Below are 17,357 nucleotides of genomic sequence, written 5' to 3'. Positions count from 1 at the left end.
GCGGCGGTTTCCGGAATAACTTCGCGCCCGGGATGCCCGGCGAGCGCAAGCACTACATGTAGTGCCTTGTGCCCACCATGGCCGCTAGGTATAGTGTCAACGTGACCCGAGGTGCGCGCCGATGACGACAGCAGGATGCCTTCTCCCCGCAGTGCTTGCCGCGCCGCAGGCGGCCGTTGTGAACCCAACCTTGCAGAGGCCTGATGGCGTGCGGCGATCGGCGCCGCGCGATGCGTCGCCCTGGTCGAACTGCCCACCGGCGGCCCACCGGCTGTCCACACCTTGTGCACCAACAACCCACCGGGTTGACCACTACCAGTAGTGGCTTGCCAGCGTCACTGCCACTATCTATAGTGCTTCGGCGCCCCGCTGCGATTACACTGCGCCCCTTCTCGAGACAACCAAAAAGCTGAGGATTTCCATGCAATCTGCCCAGAGCATTGCCAGCTCGCCGATCCAGACACTGTCGACCGCCACCACCGCCGCCGGGTCCGTCTCGACCGCGCCGGCGCCTCTCGCCCACTACCAGATCATCCGCCGCAACGGCGCCGTCGTGCCGTTCGAGCCGAACAAGATTGCGATCGCGATGATGAAGGCCTTCCTGGCGGTGCACGGCACGCAGGGCGCGGCCTCGGCCAGCGTGCGCGAGACGGTCGACGGCCTGACCCAGGCGGTGATCCGGGCGCTGGTGCGCTCGCGCCCGGGCGGCGGCACCTTCCACATCGAGGACGTCCAGGACCAGGTCGAGCTCGGCCTGATGCGTGGCGGCCACCATGACATCGCCCGGGCCTACGTGCTGTACCGCGACCGCCGCGCGCAGGAGCGCGCCAAGGCCGGCGAGCAGCAGCAGCCGGCCGCGCCGCAGCTGCACGTCACCGACGCCGGCCAGCGCATCCCGCTGGACATGGCGCACCTGCAGGGCCTGATCGAGCATGCCTGCCGCGACCTGTCGGCCGACGTGCAGGCCGCGCCGATCGTGGCCGAGACGATGCGCAACCTGTACGACGGCGTGCCGATCGACGAGGTCTACAAGGCGTCCATCCTGGCTGCGCGCACGCTGATCGAGAAGGATCCCGACTACACCTACGCCACCGCGCGGCTGCTGCTGCACACCATCTTCAAGGAGGTGCTCGGCCGCGACATCAGCCCGGCCGAGATGGCCGACAGCTATGGCGACTACTTCCCCGGCTTCATCAAGAAGGGCGTGGACGCCGAGCTGCTGAACCCCGAACTGCTGCAGTACGACCTCAAGCGCCTGGGCGCCGCGCTGAAGGCCGAGCGGGACATGAAGTTCGACTACCTGGGCCTGCAGACGCTGTACGACCGCTACTTCCTGCACGTGCGCAAGACCCGCATCGAGCTGCCGCAGGCGTTCTTCATGCGCGTGGCGATGGGCCTGGCACTCAACGAGATCGACCGCGAGGCGCGCGCGATCGAGTTCTACGAAGTGCTGTCCAGTTTCGACTTCATGTCGTCCACCCCGACGCTGTTCAACAGCGGGACGCTGCGCTCGCAGCTGTCCTCCTGCTACCTGACCACGGTCCCGGACGACCTGGACGGGATCTACGAGTCGATCAAGGAGAACGCGCTGCTGTCGAAGTTCGCCGGCGGCCTGGGCAACGACTGGACCCGTGTGCGCGCCCTGGGCTCGCACATCAAGGGCACGAACGGCGAGTCGCAGGGCGTGGTGCCCTTCCTCAAGGTCGTCAACGACACGGCCGTGGCCGTCAACCAGGGTGGCAAGCGCAAGGGCGCGGTCTGCACCTACCTGGAGAGCTGGCACCTGGACATCGAGGAATTCCTCGAGCTGCGCAAGAACACGGGTGACGACCGCCGCCGCACCCACGACATGAACACGGCCAACTGGATCCCGGACCTGTTCATGCGCCGGGTGATGGAAAAGGGCGAGTGGACCCTGTTCTCGCCGTCCTCCGTGCCCGACCTGCACGACAAGTTCGGCGCCGACTTCGAGAAGGCCTACGTGGCCTACGAGGAGAAGGCCCGGCGCGGCGAGATCAAGCCCAGCAAGACCGTTCCGGCGACCGACATGTGGCGCAAGATGCTCTCGATGCTGTTCGAGACCGGCCATCCCTGGATCACCTTCAAGGACGCCTGCAACGTCCGCTCGCCCCAGCAGCACGCCGGCGTGGTGCACTCGTCCAACCTGTGCACCGAGATCACACTGAACACCAGCGACAGCGAGACGGCCGTCTGCAACCTGGGATCGGTCAACCTCCTGCAGCACCTGAAGGACGGGCAGATCGACCACGACAAGCTGAAGAAGACGATCTCCACGGCGATGCGGATGCTCGACAACGTGATCGACATCAACTACTACGCCGTCAAGAAGGCGCGCGACTCCAACCTGCGCCACCGCCCGGTCGGCCTGGGCGTGATGGCCTTCCAGGACGCGCTGTACGAACTGCGCATCCCCTACGCGTCGCAGGAGGCGGTGGACTTCGCCGACCGCTCCATGGAAGCCGTGTGCTACCACGCCTACTGGGCCTCGACCGAGCTGGCCCGCGAGCGCGGCCGCTACTCCAGCTACAAGGGCTCGCTGTGGGACAAGGGCATCCTGCCGCCCGACACCCTGGACCTGCTGGCCCAGGCCCGCGGCGGCTACGTCGAGGTGGACCGTTCAGCCACGCTCGACTGGGACGCCCTGCGCCGCAAGATCGCCGCCGACGGCATGCGCAACTCCAACTGCGTGGCCATCGCACCGACCGCGACCATCTCGAACATCATCGGCGTGGACGCCTCGATCGAGCCGTGCTTCGGCAACCTGTCGGTCAAGTCCAACCTGTCGGGCGAATTCACGGTCATCAACCACTACCTGGTGCGCGACCTCAAGCGCCTGGGCCTGTGGGACGACGTGATGGTCATGGACCTGAAGCACTTCGACGGCTCGCTGCGCCCGATCGACCGCGTGCCGCAGGAGATCAAGGCCCTGTACGCGACCGCCTTCGAGGTCGAGCCGGTGTGGCTGGTCGAAGCCGCCGCCCGCCGCCAGAAGTGGATCGACCAGGCCCAGTCGCTGAACATCTACATGGCCGGCGCCTCGGGCAAGAAGCTGGACGACACCTACAAGCTCGCCTGGCTGCGCGGCCTGAAGACCACCTACTACCTGCGCACCATCAGCGCGACGCACGCCGAGAAGTCGACGGTGCAATCGGGTCGGCTGAACGCAGTCGCCTCGGGTGGCGGCATGAGCGCGCTCGATGCGGCCGCCGCGGCGGCGCAGGCCCAGATGAACGCGACGCCGGCCACCGACTTCAAGTTCTGCGCGATCGACGATCCGACGTGCGAGGCGTGCCAATAACGAAGTGAGAGATGTGTCGGCGTTCTCCGACAGGACGCCGATGCAAACGAGCAACACAATCGCGCGGTGATGTGAACGGACACTTTTCAACACACATCACTGCTCCGATAATTCGAGCACTGGATACCACATGTTGACCTGGGACGACGACGTCAAGCCCACATCGCCAACTCCCATGAGCAGCGGTTCGCAAGCGAACCGCGAGGTGAACCATTCACCGCTGCCGCCGGCATCGCTCCACCCCCAGTCCCTTGCCGCCCAGATCCCCCAGCCCGCCATGCGCGTGCTGGACGACGGCGCCACCGTGCCGGTGGCGGCCCTGGCACCCAAGCAGGCGACGAGCGCCGACGCCGCCGACCACCGCCGCGTGGCCGCCGCCGACAAGCGGATCATCAACGGCCAGACCGACGTCAACCAGCTGGTGCCGTTCAAGTACAAGTGGGCCTGGGAGAAGTACCTGGCCACCTGCGCCAACCACTGGATGCCGCAGGAAGTGAACATGACGCGCGACATCGCGTTGTGGAAGGACCCCAACGGCCTGACCGAGGACGAGCGCCGCATCATCAAGCGCAACCTCGGCTTCTTCGTCACCGCCGACTCGCTGGCCGCCAACAACATCGTGCTGGGCACCTACCGCCACATCACGGCGCCCGAGTGCCGCCAGTTCCTGCTGCGCCAGGCGTTCGAGGAAGCGATCCACACCCACGCCTACCAGTACATCGTGGAGTCGCTCGGCCTGGACGAGAGCGAGATCTTCAACGCGTACCACGAGGTCGGGTCGATCCGCGACAAGGACCAGTTCCTGATCCCGTTCATCGACGCGATCATGGACCCCAACTTCCACACCGGCACGCCGGAAGCCGACCAGACGCTGCTCAAGAGCCTGATCGTCTTCGCCTGCCTGATGGAAGGCCTGTTCTTCTATGTCGGCTTCACCCAGATCCTGGCGCTGGGCCGGCAGAACAAGATGACTGGTGCTGCCGAGCAGTACCAGTACATCCTGCGGGACGAGTCGATGCACTGCAACTTCGGCATCGACCTGATCAACCAGCTGAAGCTGGAGAACCCGCACCTGTGGACGGCCGAATTCAAGGCCGAGATCCGCGGCCTGTTCCAGAAGGCCGTCGAACTCGAATACCGCTATGCCGAGGACACCATGCCGCGTGGCGTGCTGGGCCTCAACGCCTCCATGTTCAAGGGCTACCTGCGCTACATCGCGAACCGTCGCGCCACGCAGATCGGCCTGGAAGCGCTGTTCCCCAATGAGGAGAACCCCTTCCCCTGGATGAGCGAGATGATTGACCTGAAGAAAGAGCGCAATTTCTTCGAAACCCGCGTGATCGAATACCAGTCGGGTGGCGCTCTTTCCTGGGACTGATAGGCAACTGCGAAGTTTGGGTTCTTGAAATTCACCCGCACCGACGACCGGCCACAAGAGCCGGCGCCGGGCGGGTCACGGTGTTCATGACGCTGGGCGTGCGCCCAACCTCATGGATCGCTTGGTGCCACCAACAAGGCGCCGAGTGCTTCTTTCGTTGATGTTGATCAACTTGAACAGGAGAATGGAAATGGCAACTGCGAAGAAAGCCGCCGCGAAGAAGGCTCCGGCGAAGAAGGCAACGGCCGCCAAGAAGGCGCCCGCCAAGAAGGCCACGGCCGCCAAGAAGGCGCCGGCGAAGAAGGCCGCTGCGAAGAAGGCGCCGGCCAAGAAGGTCGTCGCCAAGAAGGTCGCGGCGAAGAAGGCCGCCCCGGCCAAGAAGGCTGCTGCGAAGAAGGCTCCGGCGAAGAAGGCCGTTGCCAAGAAGGCGCCTGCGAAGAAGGCTGCAGCGGCGAAGAAGGCCGCGCCGGCGAAGAAGGCCGCGGCGAAGAAGGGCGCAGCCAAGAAGACTGCTGCGAAGAAGGCGCCTGCGAAAAAGGCTGCCGCGAAAAAGGCCGCGAAAAAGGCGCCTGCGAAAAAGGCTGCCAAAGCGCCTGCTGCCAAGCCCGCGGCCGCGCCCGCCGCGGCTCCGGCTCCGGCGGCGCAGACCACGCTGAACCCCCAGGCCGCCTGGCCGTTCCCCACGGCTTCCAAGCCCTGAGGGCGGATCCGGAGGCCGCCTGGCGGCACTCCGGAAACGGCTCAGCCAGATTGAAAGCCGCGGGTCTCCCGCGGCTTTTTTCATGGAATCGCCGAGTCGGGCGTGCGGGCGGCCAGCCCCTGGCACCGGGCGTGGGTCACGCAGTGACTGCCGACTGCCGACTGCCGACTGCCGACTGCCGACCGACGCCGACACGCCCCGCGCCCGCCTTGCGCGACACTCGGGACGTGAGCCGACCCTCGCCCCTGCAGACCGACCTCTTCGGCGCGCCGCCCGTGTCCCTGCCGCCGGGCCTGCGCTACGAAGCCGCCTTTCTCGGCCCGGACGAAGAGGCCGGGCTGCTGCAGCACATCGCCGCGCTGCCGCTCGCCCCGATGCAGTACCAGGGCTACACGGCCTTGCGACGGGTCTTGAGCTACGGCGGCAAGTACGACTTCAGCGCGCACCGGCTGGACGCGGCCGAGCCGATCGCCGACTGGCTGCAGCCGCTGCGTGCGCGGGTGGCCGACTGGCTGGCCGTGCCCGCCGAGGCCTTCACGCAGGCGCTGGTGGCCGAGTACCAGCCCGGCACGCCGCTCGGCTGGCACCGCGACGTGCCGGACTTCGAGGACGTGGTGGGCGTCTCCCTGCTCGGCGATGCGGTGATGCGCTTTCGCCCGTACCCGCCGCGCGAACCACGGCGAGCCGACGTCGTGAAGCTCGCCCTGGCGCCGCGCTCGATCTACCTGCTGCGTGGCGCGGCGCGGTGGGAGTGGCAGCACAGTGTGGCCCCCACCAAGACGCTGCGATACTCGATCACGTTTCGCACGTCGCGTGCGGAGCCAACTACTTCCGGACCGACAGCAGCTCGATCTCGAAGTTCAGCGTCGCGTTCGGCGGGATGACGCCGCCGGCGCCGCGCTCGCCGTAGGCGATCGCGGGCGGGCAGGTCAGGCGCGCTTTGCCGCCCGGCTTCATCTTCTGCACGCCTTCGGTCCAGCACGGGATCACGCGATTGAGCGGGAACTCGGTCGGCTCTCCGCGCTTGTACGAACTGTCGAATTCGCGGCCATCCTGGAACATGCCCCGGTAGTGCACACGCACGACGTCGTTGGCGGCGGGTGACGCGCCACTGCCCTCCTTGAGCGACTGGTAGACCAGCCCGCTGGCCGTGGTGACGGGCGCCGGTTGCGCCGGGGCCGGGGACGGCGCCTGGGCCAGAGCAGCAAACGAAGCGAAGGCGAGAAGGGATGCGCAGGACAGGACCCGCATGGATGGACTCCTTGGGAACGACATGGAAGGAAGGACGGACAGCTTAGCCGCCCGAGGCCAGGGCGATGCGCCGGCGCAGCCGCTCGGCGTCCTCGCCGGCGCCGCGCTGCTCGGCCAGCCGCAGCTGGGCGCCCAGCCACGCGAGCAAGGGCCGGCGCCAGCCTTGCGCCGAGGCCGTGTCGGCCGCGAGCTGCAGGACCTCGGGCCCGGCGCGGCCGGCGCGCAGCGACACCCCTGCCGCCACCAGGCGCGAGAGCGGATCGGCGATGGCCGCGAGCGTGGCCACGTCGACGGCACCGGACGCCAGCGCACGGTGCTGGGCCGGCAGCAGTGCGGCGTCGGCCGGCCGCGCCTGCAGGAAGTCGGCATAGGCCTGCTCGGCCGGACCGGCGTCCTGGCGCAGCGCCTCGAAACCGGCGCACGGCTCGAACACCAGGCTCGCCACCTGCAGCGCGCACCGCGTGAGCTCGGCGCGTGCCACCAGGGTGGCCTCGCCGGTGGCCGACAGCTCCTGCCGGGCGCGCGCGAACTCGGCCTCGGCCGCGCGCGTGCTGCCGGCCAGGAATGCCTGCTCGTAGCGCTGCAACGCACCGTGCGCGCCGACCTGCCAATCGGGCGCTGCCGGCTTGCCGGCGCAGGCGGCCAGCACCCCGACCAGGAGCCAGGCGAGGCGCTTCATGGCAGCCGGATCTCCGTGTCGCGCGCGAACGGCCACTTGCGGTTGATGTCGTTGACCAGCGCATCGATCCTGCGCAGGTTCGCTTCGACTTCGCCGCGCAGCTGGCCCAGGTCCTGCGTCGCGCCGCGGACGTTGGCGCCCACTGCCTGCGCCTCGACCAGCACGGCGTCCACCTTGCGCAGGCTCGACCTGGTGTCCGCGAGCAGCGCGTTCAACTGCATGACGGTGGCCCGCGCTTCGCGCATCACGCCGTCGGGCCCGAACACCTGGGCATCGGCCTTCGCCGCCAGACCATCGGCGCGCGCGAGCAGCGCGTTGGTGCGCTCCAGGGCGGCCACCAGCTTGCGCGCGTCGGCCTCGTTGCCGAACAGCACGCCCAGCGCGCCCTGCGGCCCCTTGAGCTTGTCGGTCACGGCCTGGACGTTGCCGAGGCTGTTGCGCAAGGCGGCGTCCTGCGCGGTGATCGCCGTGAGGTTCTCCAGCAGCTCGCGGGCCGACGCGATGACGCGCGGCAGCTCCGCCGAAGCGTCGCCACGCAGCACCGGCCGCAGCGCGCCATCGGGCAGCGGGGGGTCGGTCAGCACGCCGGTGAAGGCCCGGATCGCCGTGCCGCCCACGATCCCGCGCTCCAGCGTGAACACGCTGCTGGTGCGCAGCCAGTGCGCATCCTTGCGCGCCACGTCGATCACGATGCGCGCGTCGCCGGTCGGCGCCAGTTCGAGACGGCGCACGCGGCCGATGGGAAAGCCCGAGAACGTCATGTCCATGCCGACCGTGACCCCTTCGGAGTTGTCTGCCACGAGGACCAGGCGCTGGGTGGCCTGGAACGCGCCGCGCGCGTAGAGCAGGTACGCGATCGAGCCGGCGATCAGCACGATGGTGAACAACAGGAGCAGCCGGGCCTTGAGCGCCAGGTGCGCCACCGGGGGACCGGCGGCGGGCTCGGATTCGTGCAGGGGCGAGTCGGCCATGGCTAGTAGTAGTTGCCCACCAGGGACAGGGCCTCGAGAAGCAGCAGCACGGCGAACATCCGCACCAGGCCCTCGAGCGCGGCGCTGGCGCGGGTGCCGGGCGTGGCCAGCCGGCGGGAGGCGGATGCCATCGGAATGATGGCGACGGCCAGGCTGAAGAACAGAGTCTTGAGCGCGAAGATCAGGGCCACCGTGGGCGAGAACACATGACCGAACATGCGCGTGTAGGCCGGCAGGCCCGCGAGGGTGAATCCGTACACCGCCAGGTAGGCCAGCACCGTCGCGAGCACGCAGCTGAGCGCGGCCAGCGTGATGGTGGAGAAGGCGCCGGCCAGCATGCGCGGGAACACTTCGAGCAGCACCGGGTCGATGCCGCGGCGGCGCAGCGCCTCGTCGCGCCCGCTGTGGCGCATCTCGGCCAGCGCCGCGCCGTTGGGGATCGTGCAGCGCAAGGCCACGAAGAGCGCCGCGGTCAGCGGAATCAACTCGAGCACCAGCACGCGGATCACCATTTCCAGCGCGTACTGCGACAGGCCGTAGCTTTGCGCGGTGACCACGACGATCCGCGTGAGCACCATGGTCAGCAGCGTCACCAGCATGCTGAAGCCCGCCAGGATGGGCGCCGTGTCCAGCCAGGTGTGCCGCGCCAGCGCCATGCGCACGTCGGCCCGGCGGTAGCTGGAAGGCGAGAGTGCGAGCACCAGCAGCACGGCGCCGAACGTGACGATGCGCCAGGCGTTGACCACCCGGCGCAGCAGCGGCCCGCTGAGCGGCAGGACGGGCTGGGTGCGGGACGGCGCCGAAGGCATGGGCCGATGATAGCGGCCACCGACTTGCGCGCCGACCGCGTCCTCGGCACGGCCATCCCGCGCGGCCCACAATGGCGAGGCGGCCGACGGCGGCCCGAGGACGGCACATGACAACCCACGCGCACACCTATGACCTCTTCGTGATCGGCGGCGGCAGCGGCGGCGTCCGGGCGGCCCGCATGGCGGCCCAGCGCGGCGCCCGCGTCGCGGTCGCCGAGGCCGCGGCACTGGGCGGCACCTGCGTCAACGTGGGCTGCATCCCCAAGAAGCTGTACAGCTATGCCGCGCACTACGCACACGACTTCCGAGACGCCGCCGGCTTCGGCTGGAACCTCGGACATCCGCACTTCGACTGGGAGCGGCTCAAGACGAACCGGGCGACCGAGATCGCCCGCCTGAACGGCGTCTACGAGCAACTGCTGCACGGCGCCGGGGTACGCATCCTGCGCGGCTGGGCCAGCCTGGTGGACCCGCACACGGTGAAGCTGGAGACAGCCCACGGTGCGGAGACCTTCCGTGCCACGCACATCCTGATCGCGGCGGGCGGCACCCCCACGTTGCCGGCGGTGGGGGGTGCCGAACTCGGCGTGACCTCCGACAGCATGTTCGACCTCGATCCGTTCCCGCGCCGCCTGGCCGTGATCGGGGGCGGCTACATCGCGTGCGAGTTCGCCTCGATCTTCCAGGGCCTGGGCGCCCAGGTCCAGCTGCTCTATCGCGGCGAGCAGATCCTGCGGGGCTTCGACGACGAGGTGCGCGACTTCGTCGCGGGGGAGATGCGCAAGTCCGGCATCGACCTGCGCCTGCGGACCGAGGCGGAATTCCTCACCCGCGCGCCCGACGGAATCGAGCTGCTCCTCGAGGATGGCAGCCGGCTGCAGGCCGACACGGTGCTGTTCGCGACGGGGCGCGTCCCCAACGTCAACGGACTGGGCCTCGAAGCCCTGGGCGTGCGCCAGGGGCGCAACGGCGCGATCGAGGTGGACGCGAACCACCGGACCTCGGTGCCGTCGATCTACGCCGTGGGTGACGTCACCGCGCGACTGCAGCTCACCCCCGTGGCCCTGGCCGAGGCGATGGTGGTCGTCGACCACCTGTTCGGCGACGGCCGCCGGCGGATGGACTACGAGCTGGTGCCGACGGCGGTGTTCACCCACCCGAACATCGGCACGGTGGGCCTGACGGAGGCGCAGGCCCGGGAGCGGTTTCCCGAAGTGCGCGTGTTCCGCAGCGAGTTCCGGCCGCTGCGCCACACGCTCAGTGCGAGCAGCGAGCGCTGCCTGATGAAGCTGCTGGTGGACGCACGCAGCGATCGCGTGGTGGGTCTGCACATGGTGGGACCGGACGCGGGCGAGATCGTCCAGGGCTTCGCGGTCGCCCTGCAGGCGGGCGCCACCAAGGCGGTGTTCGATGCCACCATCGGCATCCATCCCACGGTGGCCGAGGAGTTCGTCACCATGCGCGAACCGGCGCGGTGAATCCGCGCCTCCAATGAAAAACGCCGGCCACCGGATGGGCCCGGCGGCCGGCGTTCGCGAAAGCTCCCTGAGCGTGCCTTCTTCAGTTGTAGGGGCGGCCGTAGGCGCGGGTGAGCGGGGCCGACTTGCCGTCTTCTTCGGGCGGCAGGTAGATGGTGGTGCGATCGATCTTGGAGTCGTAGGCAGCCAGTTCGGCGCTGGCGCTGCGAATCACGGCCCGATCCAGGGGATGGCACTGACGCTGGCTCAGTTTGGAGAGCTGCTCGGACTTGTCGATCATCTCCCGCACGGCCGCCGGATCCATCATGAGGGCGAAGGGATTCGCTGCCATCGCTGCTGTCGTCATGGACTCACTCCTGTTCAAGTTTTCGAATGCGTTTTCGAGTGAGGGGACTGTCGCCGCTGGGCCATTTTTGTAACGTCAGGTGAGTTCGTTACGCTTTGTAGGACGCCTTCGCACGCCCAGAAGGCCTCGTTTTTTCGAGGCGCGCACGCAGAGCACAATAGCTCGCATGCCCTTCTCGCCACCCCTGATCGCACCCAGCCGGCACACCGAACCCGAGCGCGCATTGGCCCAGGTGCGTGCCATCTACACACAGCAGATCGAGCACCTTCGCAGCGCGATGCAGCGGTACATCGCGGGCGACACGTTGCCCGGCCACGTGCGGGCCTGCTACCCGTACGTGCGCATCCACACCGAGACCGCGGTGCCGCAAGACGTGCTCGAGAAACTCGGCCTGAGTTACGGCTTCGTCTCGGGCGCGGGCGTGTTCGAGACCACCCTCACCCGCCCCGACCTCTACGCGAGCTACTACCTCGAGCAGTTCCGGCTGCTGCGACGCAGCCACGGCGTGGAGCTCGAGGTCGGAACGAGCACGCAGCCGATCCCGATCCATTTCTCGTTCGCCGAGAACGACCACGTCGAAGGCACGCTGAGCCCCGAGCGAAGGGCCATGCTGCGCGACCTGTTCGACCTGCCGGACCTGGGGTCGATGGACGATGGCATCGCCAACGGAACGTGGCAGCAGCAGCCCGGCGAGCCCAAACCGCTGGCGCTGTTCACCGCGGCCCGGGTCGACTATTCGCTGCACCGCCTGCGGCACTACACGGGCACGGCGCCCGAGTGGTTCCAGAACTTCGTGCTGTTCACCAATTACCAGTTCTACATCGACGAATTCGTGCGCCTCGGCCGCGAGGAGATGGCCAACCCGGACAGCGACTACACGGCCTTCGTGGAGCCGGGCAACGTGGTCACGCGGCGCGTGGGCCTCGCGGCCGGAGCGGACGGCACGCCGCCGGCCGGCAGCGAAGGCACCGAGCCGCCCCGCCTGCCACAGATGCCGGCCTACCACCTCATGCGGCCGAACCACGTGGGCATCACGATGGTGAACATCGGTGTCGGGCCGGCGAACGCCAAGACCATCACCGACCACATCGCGGTGCTGCGGCCGCACGCCTGGATGATGCTGGGCCATTGCGCGGGCCTGCGCAGCAGCCAGCAACTGGGCGACTACGTGCTGGCGCATGCCTACATGCGCGAGGACCACGTGCTGGACGAGGAGCTGCCGCTGTGGGTGCCGATCCCGGCACTGGCCGAAATCCAGCTGGCGCTGGAGAAGGCCGTGGCCGACGTGACGCAGTCCAACGGCGCCGACCTCAAGCGGATCATGCGCACCGGCACGGTGGCCAGCACCGACAACCGCAACTGGGAGCTCCTGCCCGGCAACGAGCCGCAGCGGCGCTTCAGCCAGAGCCGCGCGGTGGCCCTCGACATGGAGAGCGCCACCATCGCGGCCAACGGGTTCCGCTTCCGCGTGCCGTACGGGACGCTGCTGTGCGTGAGCGACAAACCGCTGCACGGCGAGATCAAGCTGCCGGGGATGGCCAACCACTTCTACCGCGAGCGCGTGGACCAGCACCTGCGCATCGGCATGCGCGCGATCGAGTTCCTGCGCGCGGGCGGCAGCCAGCGGCTGCACAGCCGCAAGCTGCGCGCCTTCGACGAAGTCGCCTTCCAGTGACTAGAGCGGGCTGGTGGCGCCGGCCACCGCGCCCATCGCCTCGCCCAGCCGCACCGGGCGGGTCGGCGCCCAGTCGGCCGTGAACGTGACCACGTCCTTCGGGAACAGCATCACGATGGTCGATCCGAGCAGGAAGCGTCCCATCTCCTGCCCCTGGCGCAGCACGATGTTCTGCCCCGAGTAGTCCCAGCTGCGGATGCCGCGGGTGCGCGGCGGATTGACCACCCCGTGCCACACCGTCGCCACGCTGCCGACCACCGTGGCGCCCACCAGCACGTTGACGAACGGGCCGAACGCCGTCTCGAACACGCACACCACCCGCTCGTTGCGCGCGAACAGGCCGGGCACGTGGCGCGCGGTGAGCGGGTTGACCGAGAACAGGTCGCCGGGCACGTAGACCATGCGCACCAGGCGGCCGTCGCACGGCATGTGGATGCGGTGGTAGTCCTTCGGCGCGAGATAGAGCGTGGCGAAGTGCCCGTGGTCGAAACGCCGGGCCAGGGCTTCGTCGCCGCCCACCAGGGCGGTCGTCGAGTAGCTGTGGCCCTTGGCCTGGAAGATCTGGTCGTGCTCGATCGGGCCGAACTGGCTGATCGCCGCGTCGACCGGGCACACCAGGGCCGCGTCGGCGATCGGGCGGGCGCCCTCGCGCAGCGGCCGGGTGAAGAACTCGTTGAAGGTCGCGTAGTTCTCGATCCGCGGGTCGGCCGCTTCGGCCATGTCGACGCCATAGTGCGCCACGAAGCGGCGGACGATGGCGTGCGTGAGCGGTCCGCCCCGCAGGCCGGCGAGCTTGCCCATCAGCACGGTGATCAGTTTTTTGGGCAACAGGTACTGCTGCCGGATGGCGAGGGGTGGGAACAAGCGCGTGAGCTCCGCAATGGGGTGAAAAATTCTAAGCGCCCGGGCCGGTGGCGGCTGCGACACAATCGTCGCGGACCATGGCCGAGACCCTTTTCGATGCCCGCCACCTGCGCAAGCGCTACGGCAGCAGCACCGTCGTCGACGACCTGTCGTTCCGCATTGCGGCCGGCGAGTGCGTCGGCGTGATCGGCCCGAACGGCGCGGGCAAGACCACCACCATCCGCATGGGGCTGGGCCTGACGCCGCCCGATGAAGGCACCATCGAGGCACTGGGGATGTCGATGCCGCGCGATGCGCTCGCCATCAAGGCAGGGCTGGGCGTGGTGAGCCAGTTCGATTCGCTCGACCCGGAGTTCAGCTGCGCCGAGAACCTGCTGGTCTACGGCCGCTACTTCGGGCTGCCGGACGCGGTGATCCGCGAGCGCATCCCGCGCCTGCTCGCGTTCGCGGCGCTGTCGCACAAGGCCGACGCCCGCCCGGGCGAGCTCTCGGGCGGCATGCGCCGCCGGCTCTCGCTGGCGCGCGCGCTGGTGAACGATCCGCGCCTGCTGCTGCTGGACGAACCCACGACCGGACTGGATCCTCAGGCGCGGCACCTGATGTGGGAGCGGCTGCAGCTGCTGCTGCAGCAGGGCAAGTCGATCCTGCTGACCACCCACTTCATGGACGAGGCCGAACGCCTGTGCTCCCGGCTGCTGGTCCTGGACCACGGACGCAAGATCGCCGAAGGAACGCCGCGCGAGCTGATCGCGCAGCACCTGGAACCCGACGTGGTCGAGGCCTACGGCGCAGGCGCGCTCGCGCTGGCCGCGTCCCCGCTCAAGGCCCTGGCTGGGCGGGTCGAGGTGAGCGGCGACACGGTGTTCTTCTACACGCAGGAAGCCGGTCCGCTCCTCCAGGCACTGGGCAGCCGCCCGGGCCTGCGGACCCTGCACCGGCCGGCGAACCTGGAGGACCTGTTCCTGAAGCTCACCGGACGGCAGATCCGGGAGGACGCGTGAGCAGCGGCAACTGGCGTGCCCCCGACCTGTCGCGGCGCTGGTGGCCGGTGTTCCTGCGCAACCTGCTGGTGTGGCGCAAGCTCGCGATCCCGAGCCTGGTGGGCAACATCGCCGAGCCGCTGATGTGGCTGGTGGCCTTCGGCTACGGCATGGGCGCGCTGGTCGGCCAGGTCCGGTTCGAGGGCCGCGAGGTGCCCTACATCGTCTTCCTGGCGAGCGGCTCCATCTGCATGAGCGCGATGAACGCGGCTTCGTTCGAGGCCCTGTATTCGGCGTTCTCGCGGATGCACGTGCAGAGGACCTGGGACGGGATCATGAATGCGCCGGTCTCGCTCGACAACATCGTGCTGGCCGAGACGCTCTGGGCGGCGTTCAAGTCGTTCTTCACCGTCACGGCCATCCTGTGCGTGATGCTGGCCCTGGGCATCAGCCACAGCCCCAAGCTGCTGGTCGCCTGGCTGGTGCTGCTGGGAGCCGGCGTCACCTTCTCGAGCATCGCGCTGATCTTCAACGCACTGGCCAGGAGCTACGACTTCTTCACCTACTACTTCACGCTGCTGCTCACGCCGATGATGTTCCTGTCGGGCGTGTTCTTCCCGCGCGAGCAACTGCCGGGGCCGGTTCGCGCGGTCTCCGAATGGCTGCCGCTGACCAGTGCCGTGGAACTGGTGCGGCCCCTGTTCCTCGACCAGTGGCCGGCCCATCCGCTGCGCCACGTGCTGGTGCTGCTGGCCACCACCATCGTGGCGTACCTGGTGGCGCTGGTGCTCACGCGGCGCCGCTTCGGGGTCTGACCGGACCGGACCCGATCCCACGTGAGCCACAAGGCCATCCCGAGCAGATCAATTGCACGCAATCCAATTGCGTTCTAGAATTCGGCCATGCAACGACGCAAGGCGATCACCCCGGAGGAGGCCCTCGCGCTGGACAACCAGCTGTGTTTCGCCTTGTACTCGGCTTCGCTTGCCATGACCAAGCTGTACAAGCCGCTGCTGGACGAACTCGGGCTGACCTACCCGCAGTACCTGGCGATGCTGGCCCTGTGGGAGGAGGACGGCGTGTCCGTTTCCCGGCTGGGCGAGCGGCTGCACCTGGACTCGGGCACCCTGACCCCCTTGCTCAAGCGGCTGGAGGCCGCCGGCTTCGTGGCACGGCTGCGTGCCGTGGAGGACGAACGGCGCGTGCACGTGACCCTCACGGCGGCCGGTCGCAAGCTGCGCAGCCGCGCCGAGAAGATCCCCGGCTGCATCCTTGAAGCCTCGCAGTGCTCCATCCCCGATCTCGTGCGGCTCACCCGAGAGCTGCAATCCCTGCGCGACCGGCTCGCCCGCTGACCGCTCCCTCGACTCTCCAACGAAAGGCAACCATGAACAAGCTCGACAAGGTCCTCTACACCGCACGCGCCCACACCACCGGCGGACGCGAAGGCGAATCCCGCACCGACGACGGCCGCCTCGACGTCAAGCTGTCGTCGCCCGGTGGCGCCGGGACCGGCACCAACCCGGAACAGCTGTTCGCCTCCGGCTACTCGGCGTGCTTCATCGGCGCGATGAAGGCGGTTGCCGGCAAGCAGAAGATCACCCTGCCGCAGGACCTGTCGGTCGACGCCGAAGTCGACCTGGGCCCGGTCGGCCAGGCGTACGGCATCGCCGTGCGCATGAACGTCAAGCTGCCGGGCATGGACCGCGGCGAAGCGCAGAAGCTGCTGGACACCGCGCACCAGGTCTGCCCGTACTCCAACGCCACCCGCGGCAACATCGACGTGCAGATCAACCTGGTCTGACGCACCCGCCGGCGCAGCAGCGGCCCGCCCGACCCGGCGGGCCGTTTGCCTTGGGCGGCCGCCACGCGCGGCGCGGCGAACCTGCGAGCCGAGCCGGCCGGCCAGGTCGCCCCGCTCAGGCCGGCACGACGGCCGACGCCGCCGGCAGCGGATGCAGGCAGGCCACGTGGCGCCCGTCGTCCAGCGGCGACTGCACCGGGTCGGTCAGCGCGCACTCCGCACGTGCCTCGCTGCAGCGCGTGCGGAAGCGGCAGCCCGACGGCAGGCTGGCCGGGCTTGGGATCTCGCCCTGCAGGCTCACGGACAGCGGCGCGTCGAAGCGCGGGAAGGCCTGCATCAGCGCCCGGGTGTAGGGGTGGCGCGGCGCCTGCAGGATCCGGGCGGTCGGGCCGGTCTCGACGATGCGCCCCAGGTACATCACCGCGACCTGCTCGCACAGGTAGGCGGCGACACCCAGGTCGTGCGTGACGAACACCATGGCGATGCCGCTGGTGCGCTGCAGGTCGCGCAGCAGGTTGAGCAGTTGCGCCTGGACCGACACGTCCAGGCCGGCCACCGATTCGTCGGCGACGATCACGCGGGGCTCGCAGGCGAGCGCACGGGCGACCGCGACGCGGCGCACCTGCCCGCCCGACAGCTCGGTGGCGAAACGGTGGCGCAACGCCGTCGGCAGGCCCACCTGCGCCAGCAGCTCGTCGACCCGCGCATCGATCTGCGCCTCGGGCCTGAGCCGGTGCAGCCGGATCGGCTCGGCCAGCAGTGCCGCCACGTCCAGGCGCGGGTTGAGCGAGCCGCGCGCGTCCTGGTAGATGTAGGCGACCTCGCGCGCGAAGCGGCGGCGTTGCCCGGCGTCCAGGCTGCCCAGCTCCGCCGGGCCGACCAGCACCCGGCCGTCGCTCGGCCGCTCCAGGCCGAGCATCACGCGCACCAGGGTGGACTTGCCAGAACCGCTCTCGCCCACCAGGGCCAGCGACTGGCCCGGCAGCAGGTTCAGCCGGATGCCGTCCAGGGCCTTGATGTGGCGGCGTCCGCCTTCGATCGGATAGGCCTTCTCGACGTCGAGCAGGGAGAACAGGGGCAGCGGTGCGGTGGCGCTCATGGTG

17 protein-coding genes are annotated in these 17,357 nt (G+C 68.9%); 10 read left to right on the top strand and 7 right to left on the bottom strand.

The genetic code is table 11. From position 1 onward, the window contains the following. Nucleotides 1-421: 421 nt before the first annotated feature. The 4 genes from VFE82_RS15080 (at nucleotide 422) to VFE82_RS15065 (ending at nucleotide 6,281) form a co-directional block, all read left to right on the top strand. Nucleotides 422-3,319 carry a ribonucleoside-diphosphate reductase subunit alpha gene (locus VFE82_RS15080; RefSeq protein ID WP_325001136.1) on the top strand — a complete coding sequence of 966 codons (2,898 nt, stop codon included), beginning with the start codon at nucleotides 422-424 and terminating at the stop codon, nucleotides 3,317-3,319. A gap of 130 nt (nucleotides 3,320-3,449) precedes the next feature. Continuing rightward, entirely contained in the window at nucleotides 3,450-4,697 is a 1,248-nt protein-coding gene (locus tag VFE82_RS15075) for a ribonucleotide-diphosphate reductase subunit beta (protein ID WP_325001135.1), read from the top strand. A 160-nt stretch (nucleotides 4,698-4,857) separates the two neighbouring features. Continuing rightward, nucleotides 4,858-5,397, top strand: a complete 540-nt coding sequence (locus VFE82_RS15070) for a histone H1-like DNA-binding protein (RefSeq protein WP_414708769.1) — start codon at nucleotides 4,858-4,860, stop codon at nucleotides 5,395-5,397. A 227-nt stretch (nucleotides 5,398-5,624) separates the two neighbouring features. After that, a complete protein-coding gene (locus VFE82_RS15065) occupies nucleotides 5,625-6,281 on the top strand; it encodes an alpha-ketoglutarate-dependent dioxygenase AlkB (RefSeq protein ID WP_325001134.1) in 657 nt (218 codons plus the stop codon). Here VFE82_RS15065 and VFE82_RS15060 read toward each other — a convergent pair. From VFE82_RS15060 to VFE82_RS15045, 4 genes are read right to left on the bottom strand one after another with little or no spacing between them, the layout of a single operon-like run. Beyond that, entirely contained in the window at nucleotides 6,223-6,648 is a 426-nt protein-coding gene (locus VFE82_RS15060) for an FKBP-type peptidyl-prolyl cis-trans isomerase (RefSeq protein WP_325001133.1), read from the bottom strand. The genes VFE82_RS15065 and VFE82_RS15060 overlap by 59 nt on opposite strands. Nucleotides 6,649-6,691: 43 nt before the next feature. Continuing rightward, entirely contained in the window at nucleotides 6,692-7,327 is a 636-nt protein-coding gene (locus tag VFE82_RS15055) for a hypothetical protein (RefSeq protein ID WP_325001132.1), read from the bottom strand. Continuing rightward, nucleotides 7,324-8,298 carry an MlaD family protein gene (locus tag VFE82_RS15050; protein WP_325001131.1) on the bottom strand — a complete coding sequence of 325 codons (975 nt, stop codon included), beginning with the start codon at nucleotides 8,296-8,298 and terminating at the stop codon, nucleotides 7,324-7,326. Before VFE82_RS15050 ends, VFE82_RS15055 begins: the two co-directional genes overlap by 4 nt. A 2-nt stretch (nucleotides 8,299-8,300) precedes the next feature. Then, nucleotides 8,301-9,107, bottom strand: a complete 807-nt coding sequence (locus VFE82_RS15045) for an ABC transporter permease (protein ID WP_325001130.1) — start codon at nucleotides 9,105-9,107, stop codon at nucleotides 8,301-8,303. 107 nt (nucleotides 9,108-9,214) lie between these two features. On the opposite strand from VFE82_RS15045, the gene gorA reads away from it, so the two are divergent. After that, nucleotides 9,215-10,585: a glutathione-disulfide reductase gene (gorA, locus tag VFE82_RS15040; RefSeq protein WP_325001129.1), complete on the top strand. Its 1,371-nt coding sequence runs from the start codon at nucleotides 9,215-9,217 to the stop codon at nucleotides 10,583-10,585. A gap of 82 nt (nucleotides 10,586-10,667) precedes the next feature. Here the strand turns inward: gorA and VFE82_RS15035 are convergent, their stop codons facing one another. Further along, nucleotides 10,668-10,931: a hypothetical protein gene (locus tag VFE82_RS15035; protein WP_325001128.1), complete on the bottom strand. Its 264-nt coding sequence runs from the start codon at nucleotides 10,929-10,931 to the stop codon at nucleotides 10,668-10,670. Between the two features lie 166 nt (nucleotides 10,932-11,097). Between VFE82_RS15035 and VFE82_RS15030 the strand changes: the two genes are divergently transcribed. Then, nucleotides 11,098-12,606 carry an AMP nucleosidase gene (locus VFE82_RS15030; RefSeq protein ID WP_325001127.1) on the top strand — a complete coding sequence of 503 codons (1,509 nt, stop codon included), beginning with the start codon at nucleotides 11,098-11,100 and terminating at the stop codon, nucleotides 12,604-12,606. Here VFE82_RS15030 and asd read toward each other — a convergent pair whose 3' ends face one another. Beyond that, the gene (gene asd / locus VFE82_RS15025) at nucleotides 12,607-13,407 is read right to left on the bottom strand and encodes an archaetidylserine decarboxylase (RefSeq protein WP_325001497.1); all 801 of its coding nucleotides are present in this window, start codon (nucleotides 13,405-13,407) and stop codon (nucleotides 12,607-12,609) included. It abuts the gene before it with no gap. 140 nt (nucleotides 13,408-13,547) lie between these two features. On the opposite strand from asd, the gene VFE82_RS15020 reads away from it, so the two are divergent. The 4 genes from VFE82_RS15020 to VFE82_RS15005 all read left to right on the top strand — a co-directional run bounded on the left by VFE82_RS15020 (nucleotide 13,548) and on the right by VFE82_RS15005 (nucleotide 16,254). Next, entirely contained in the window at nucleotides 13,548-14,471 is a 924-nt protein-coding gene (locus VFE82_RS15020; protein ID WP_325001126.1) for an ATP-binding cassette domain-containing protein, read from the top strand. Beyond that, a complete protein-coding gene (locus tag VFE82_RS15015) occupies nucleotides 14,468-15,265 on the top strand; it encodes an ABC transporter permease (RefSeq protein WP_325001125.1) in 798 nt (265 codons plus the stop codon). Before VFE82_RS15020 ends, VFE82_RS15015 begins: the two co-directional genes overlap by 4 nt. Before the next feature lie 87 nt (nucleotides 15,266-15,352). Next, a complete protein-coding gene (locus VFE82_RS15010) occupies nucleotides 15,353-15,805 on the top strand; it encodes a MarR family transcriptional regulator (RefSeq protein ID WP_325001124.1) in 453 nt (150 codons plus the stop codon). A 32-nt stretch (nucleotides 15,806-15,837) separates the two neighbouring features. Beyond that, nucleotides 15,838-16,254, top strand: a complete 417-nt coding sequence (locus VFE82_RS15005; protein ID WP_325001123.1) for an organic hydroperoxide resistance protein — start codon at nucleotides 15,838-15,840, stop codon at nucleotides 16,252-16,254. A 115-nt stretch (nucleotides 16,255-16,369) separates the two neighbouring features. Here VFE82_RS15005 and VFE82_RS15000 read toward each other — a convergent pair whose 3' ends face one another. After that, nucleotides 16,370-17,353 carry an ABC transporter ATP-binding protein gene (locus VFE82_RS15000; protein ID WP_325001122.1) on the bottom strand — a complete coding sequence of 328 codons (984 nt, stop codon included), beginning with the start codon at nucleotides 17,351-17,353 and terminating at the stop codon, nucleotides 16,370-16,372. Nucleotides 17,354-17,357: the final 4 nt, after the last annotated feature.

It is taken from the genome of Ramlibacter sp. (assembly GCF_035655895.1).
Lineage (GTDB): Bacteria > Pseudomonadota > Gammaproteobacteria > Burkholderiales > Burkholderiaceae_C > Ramlibacter.
The sequence above is the reverse complement of the archived record's forward strand: the minus strand, read 5'-3'. Positions and strand labels throughout refer to the sequence as shown.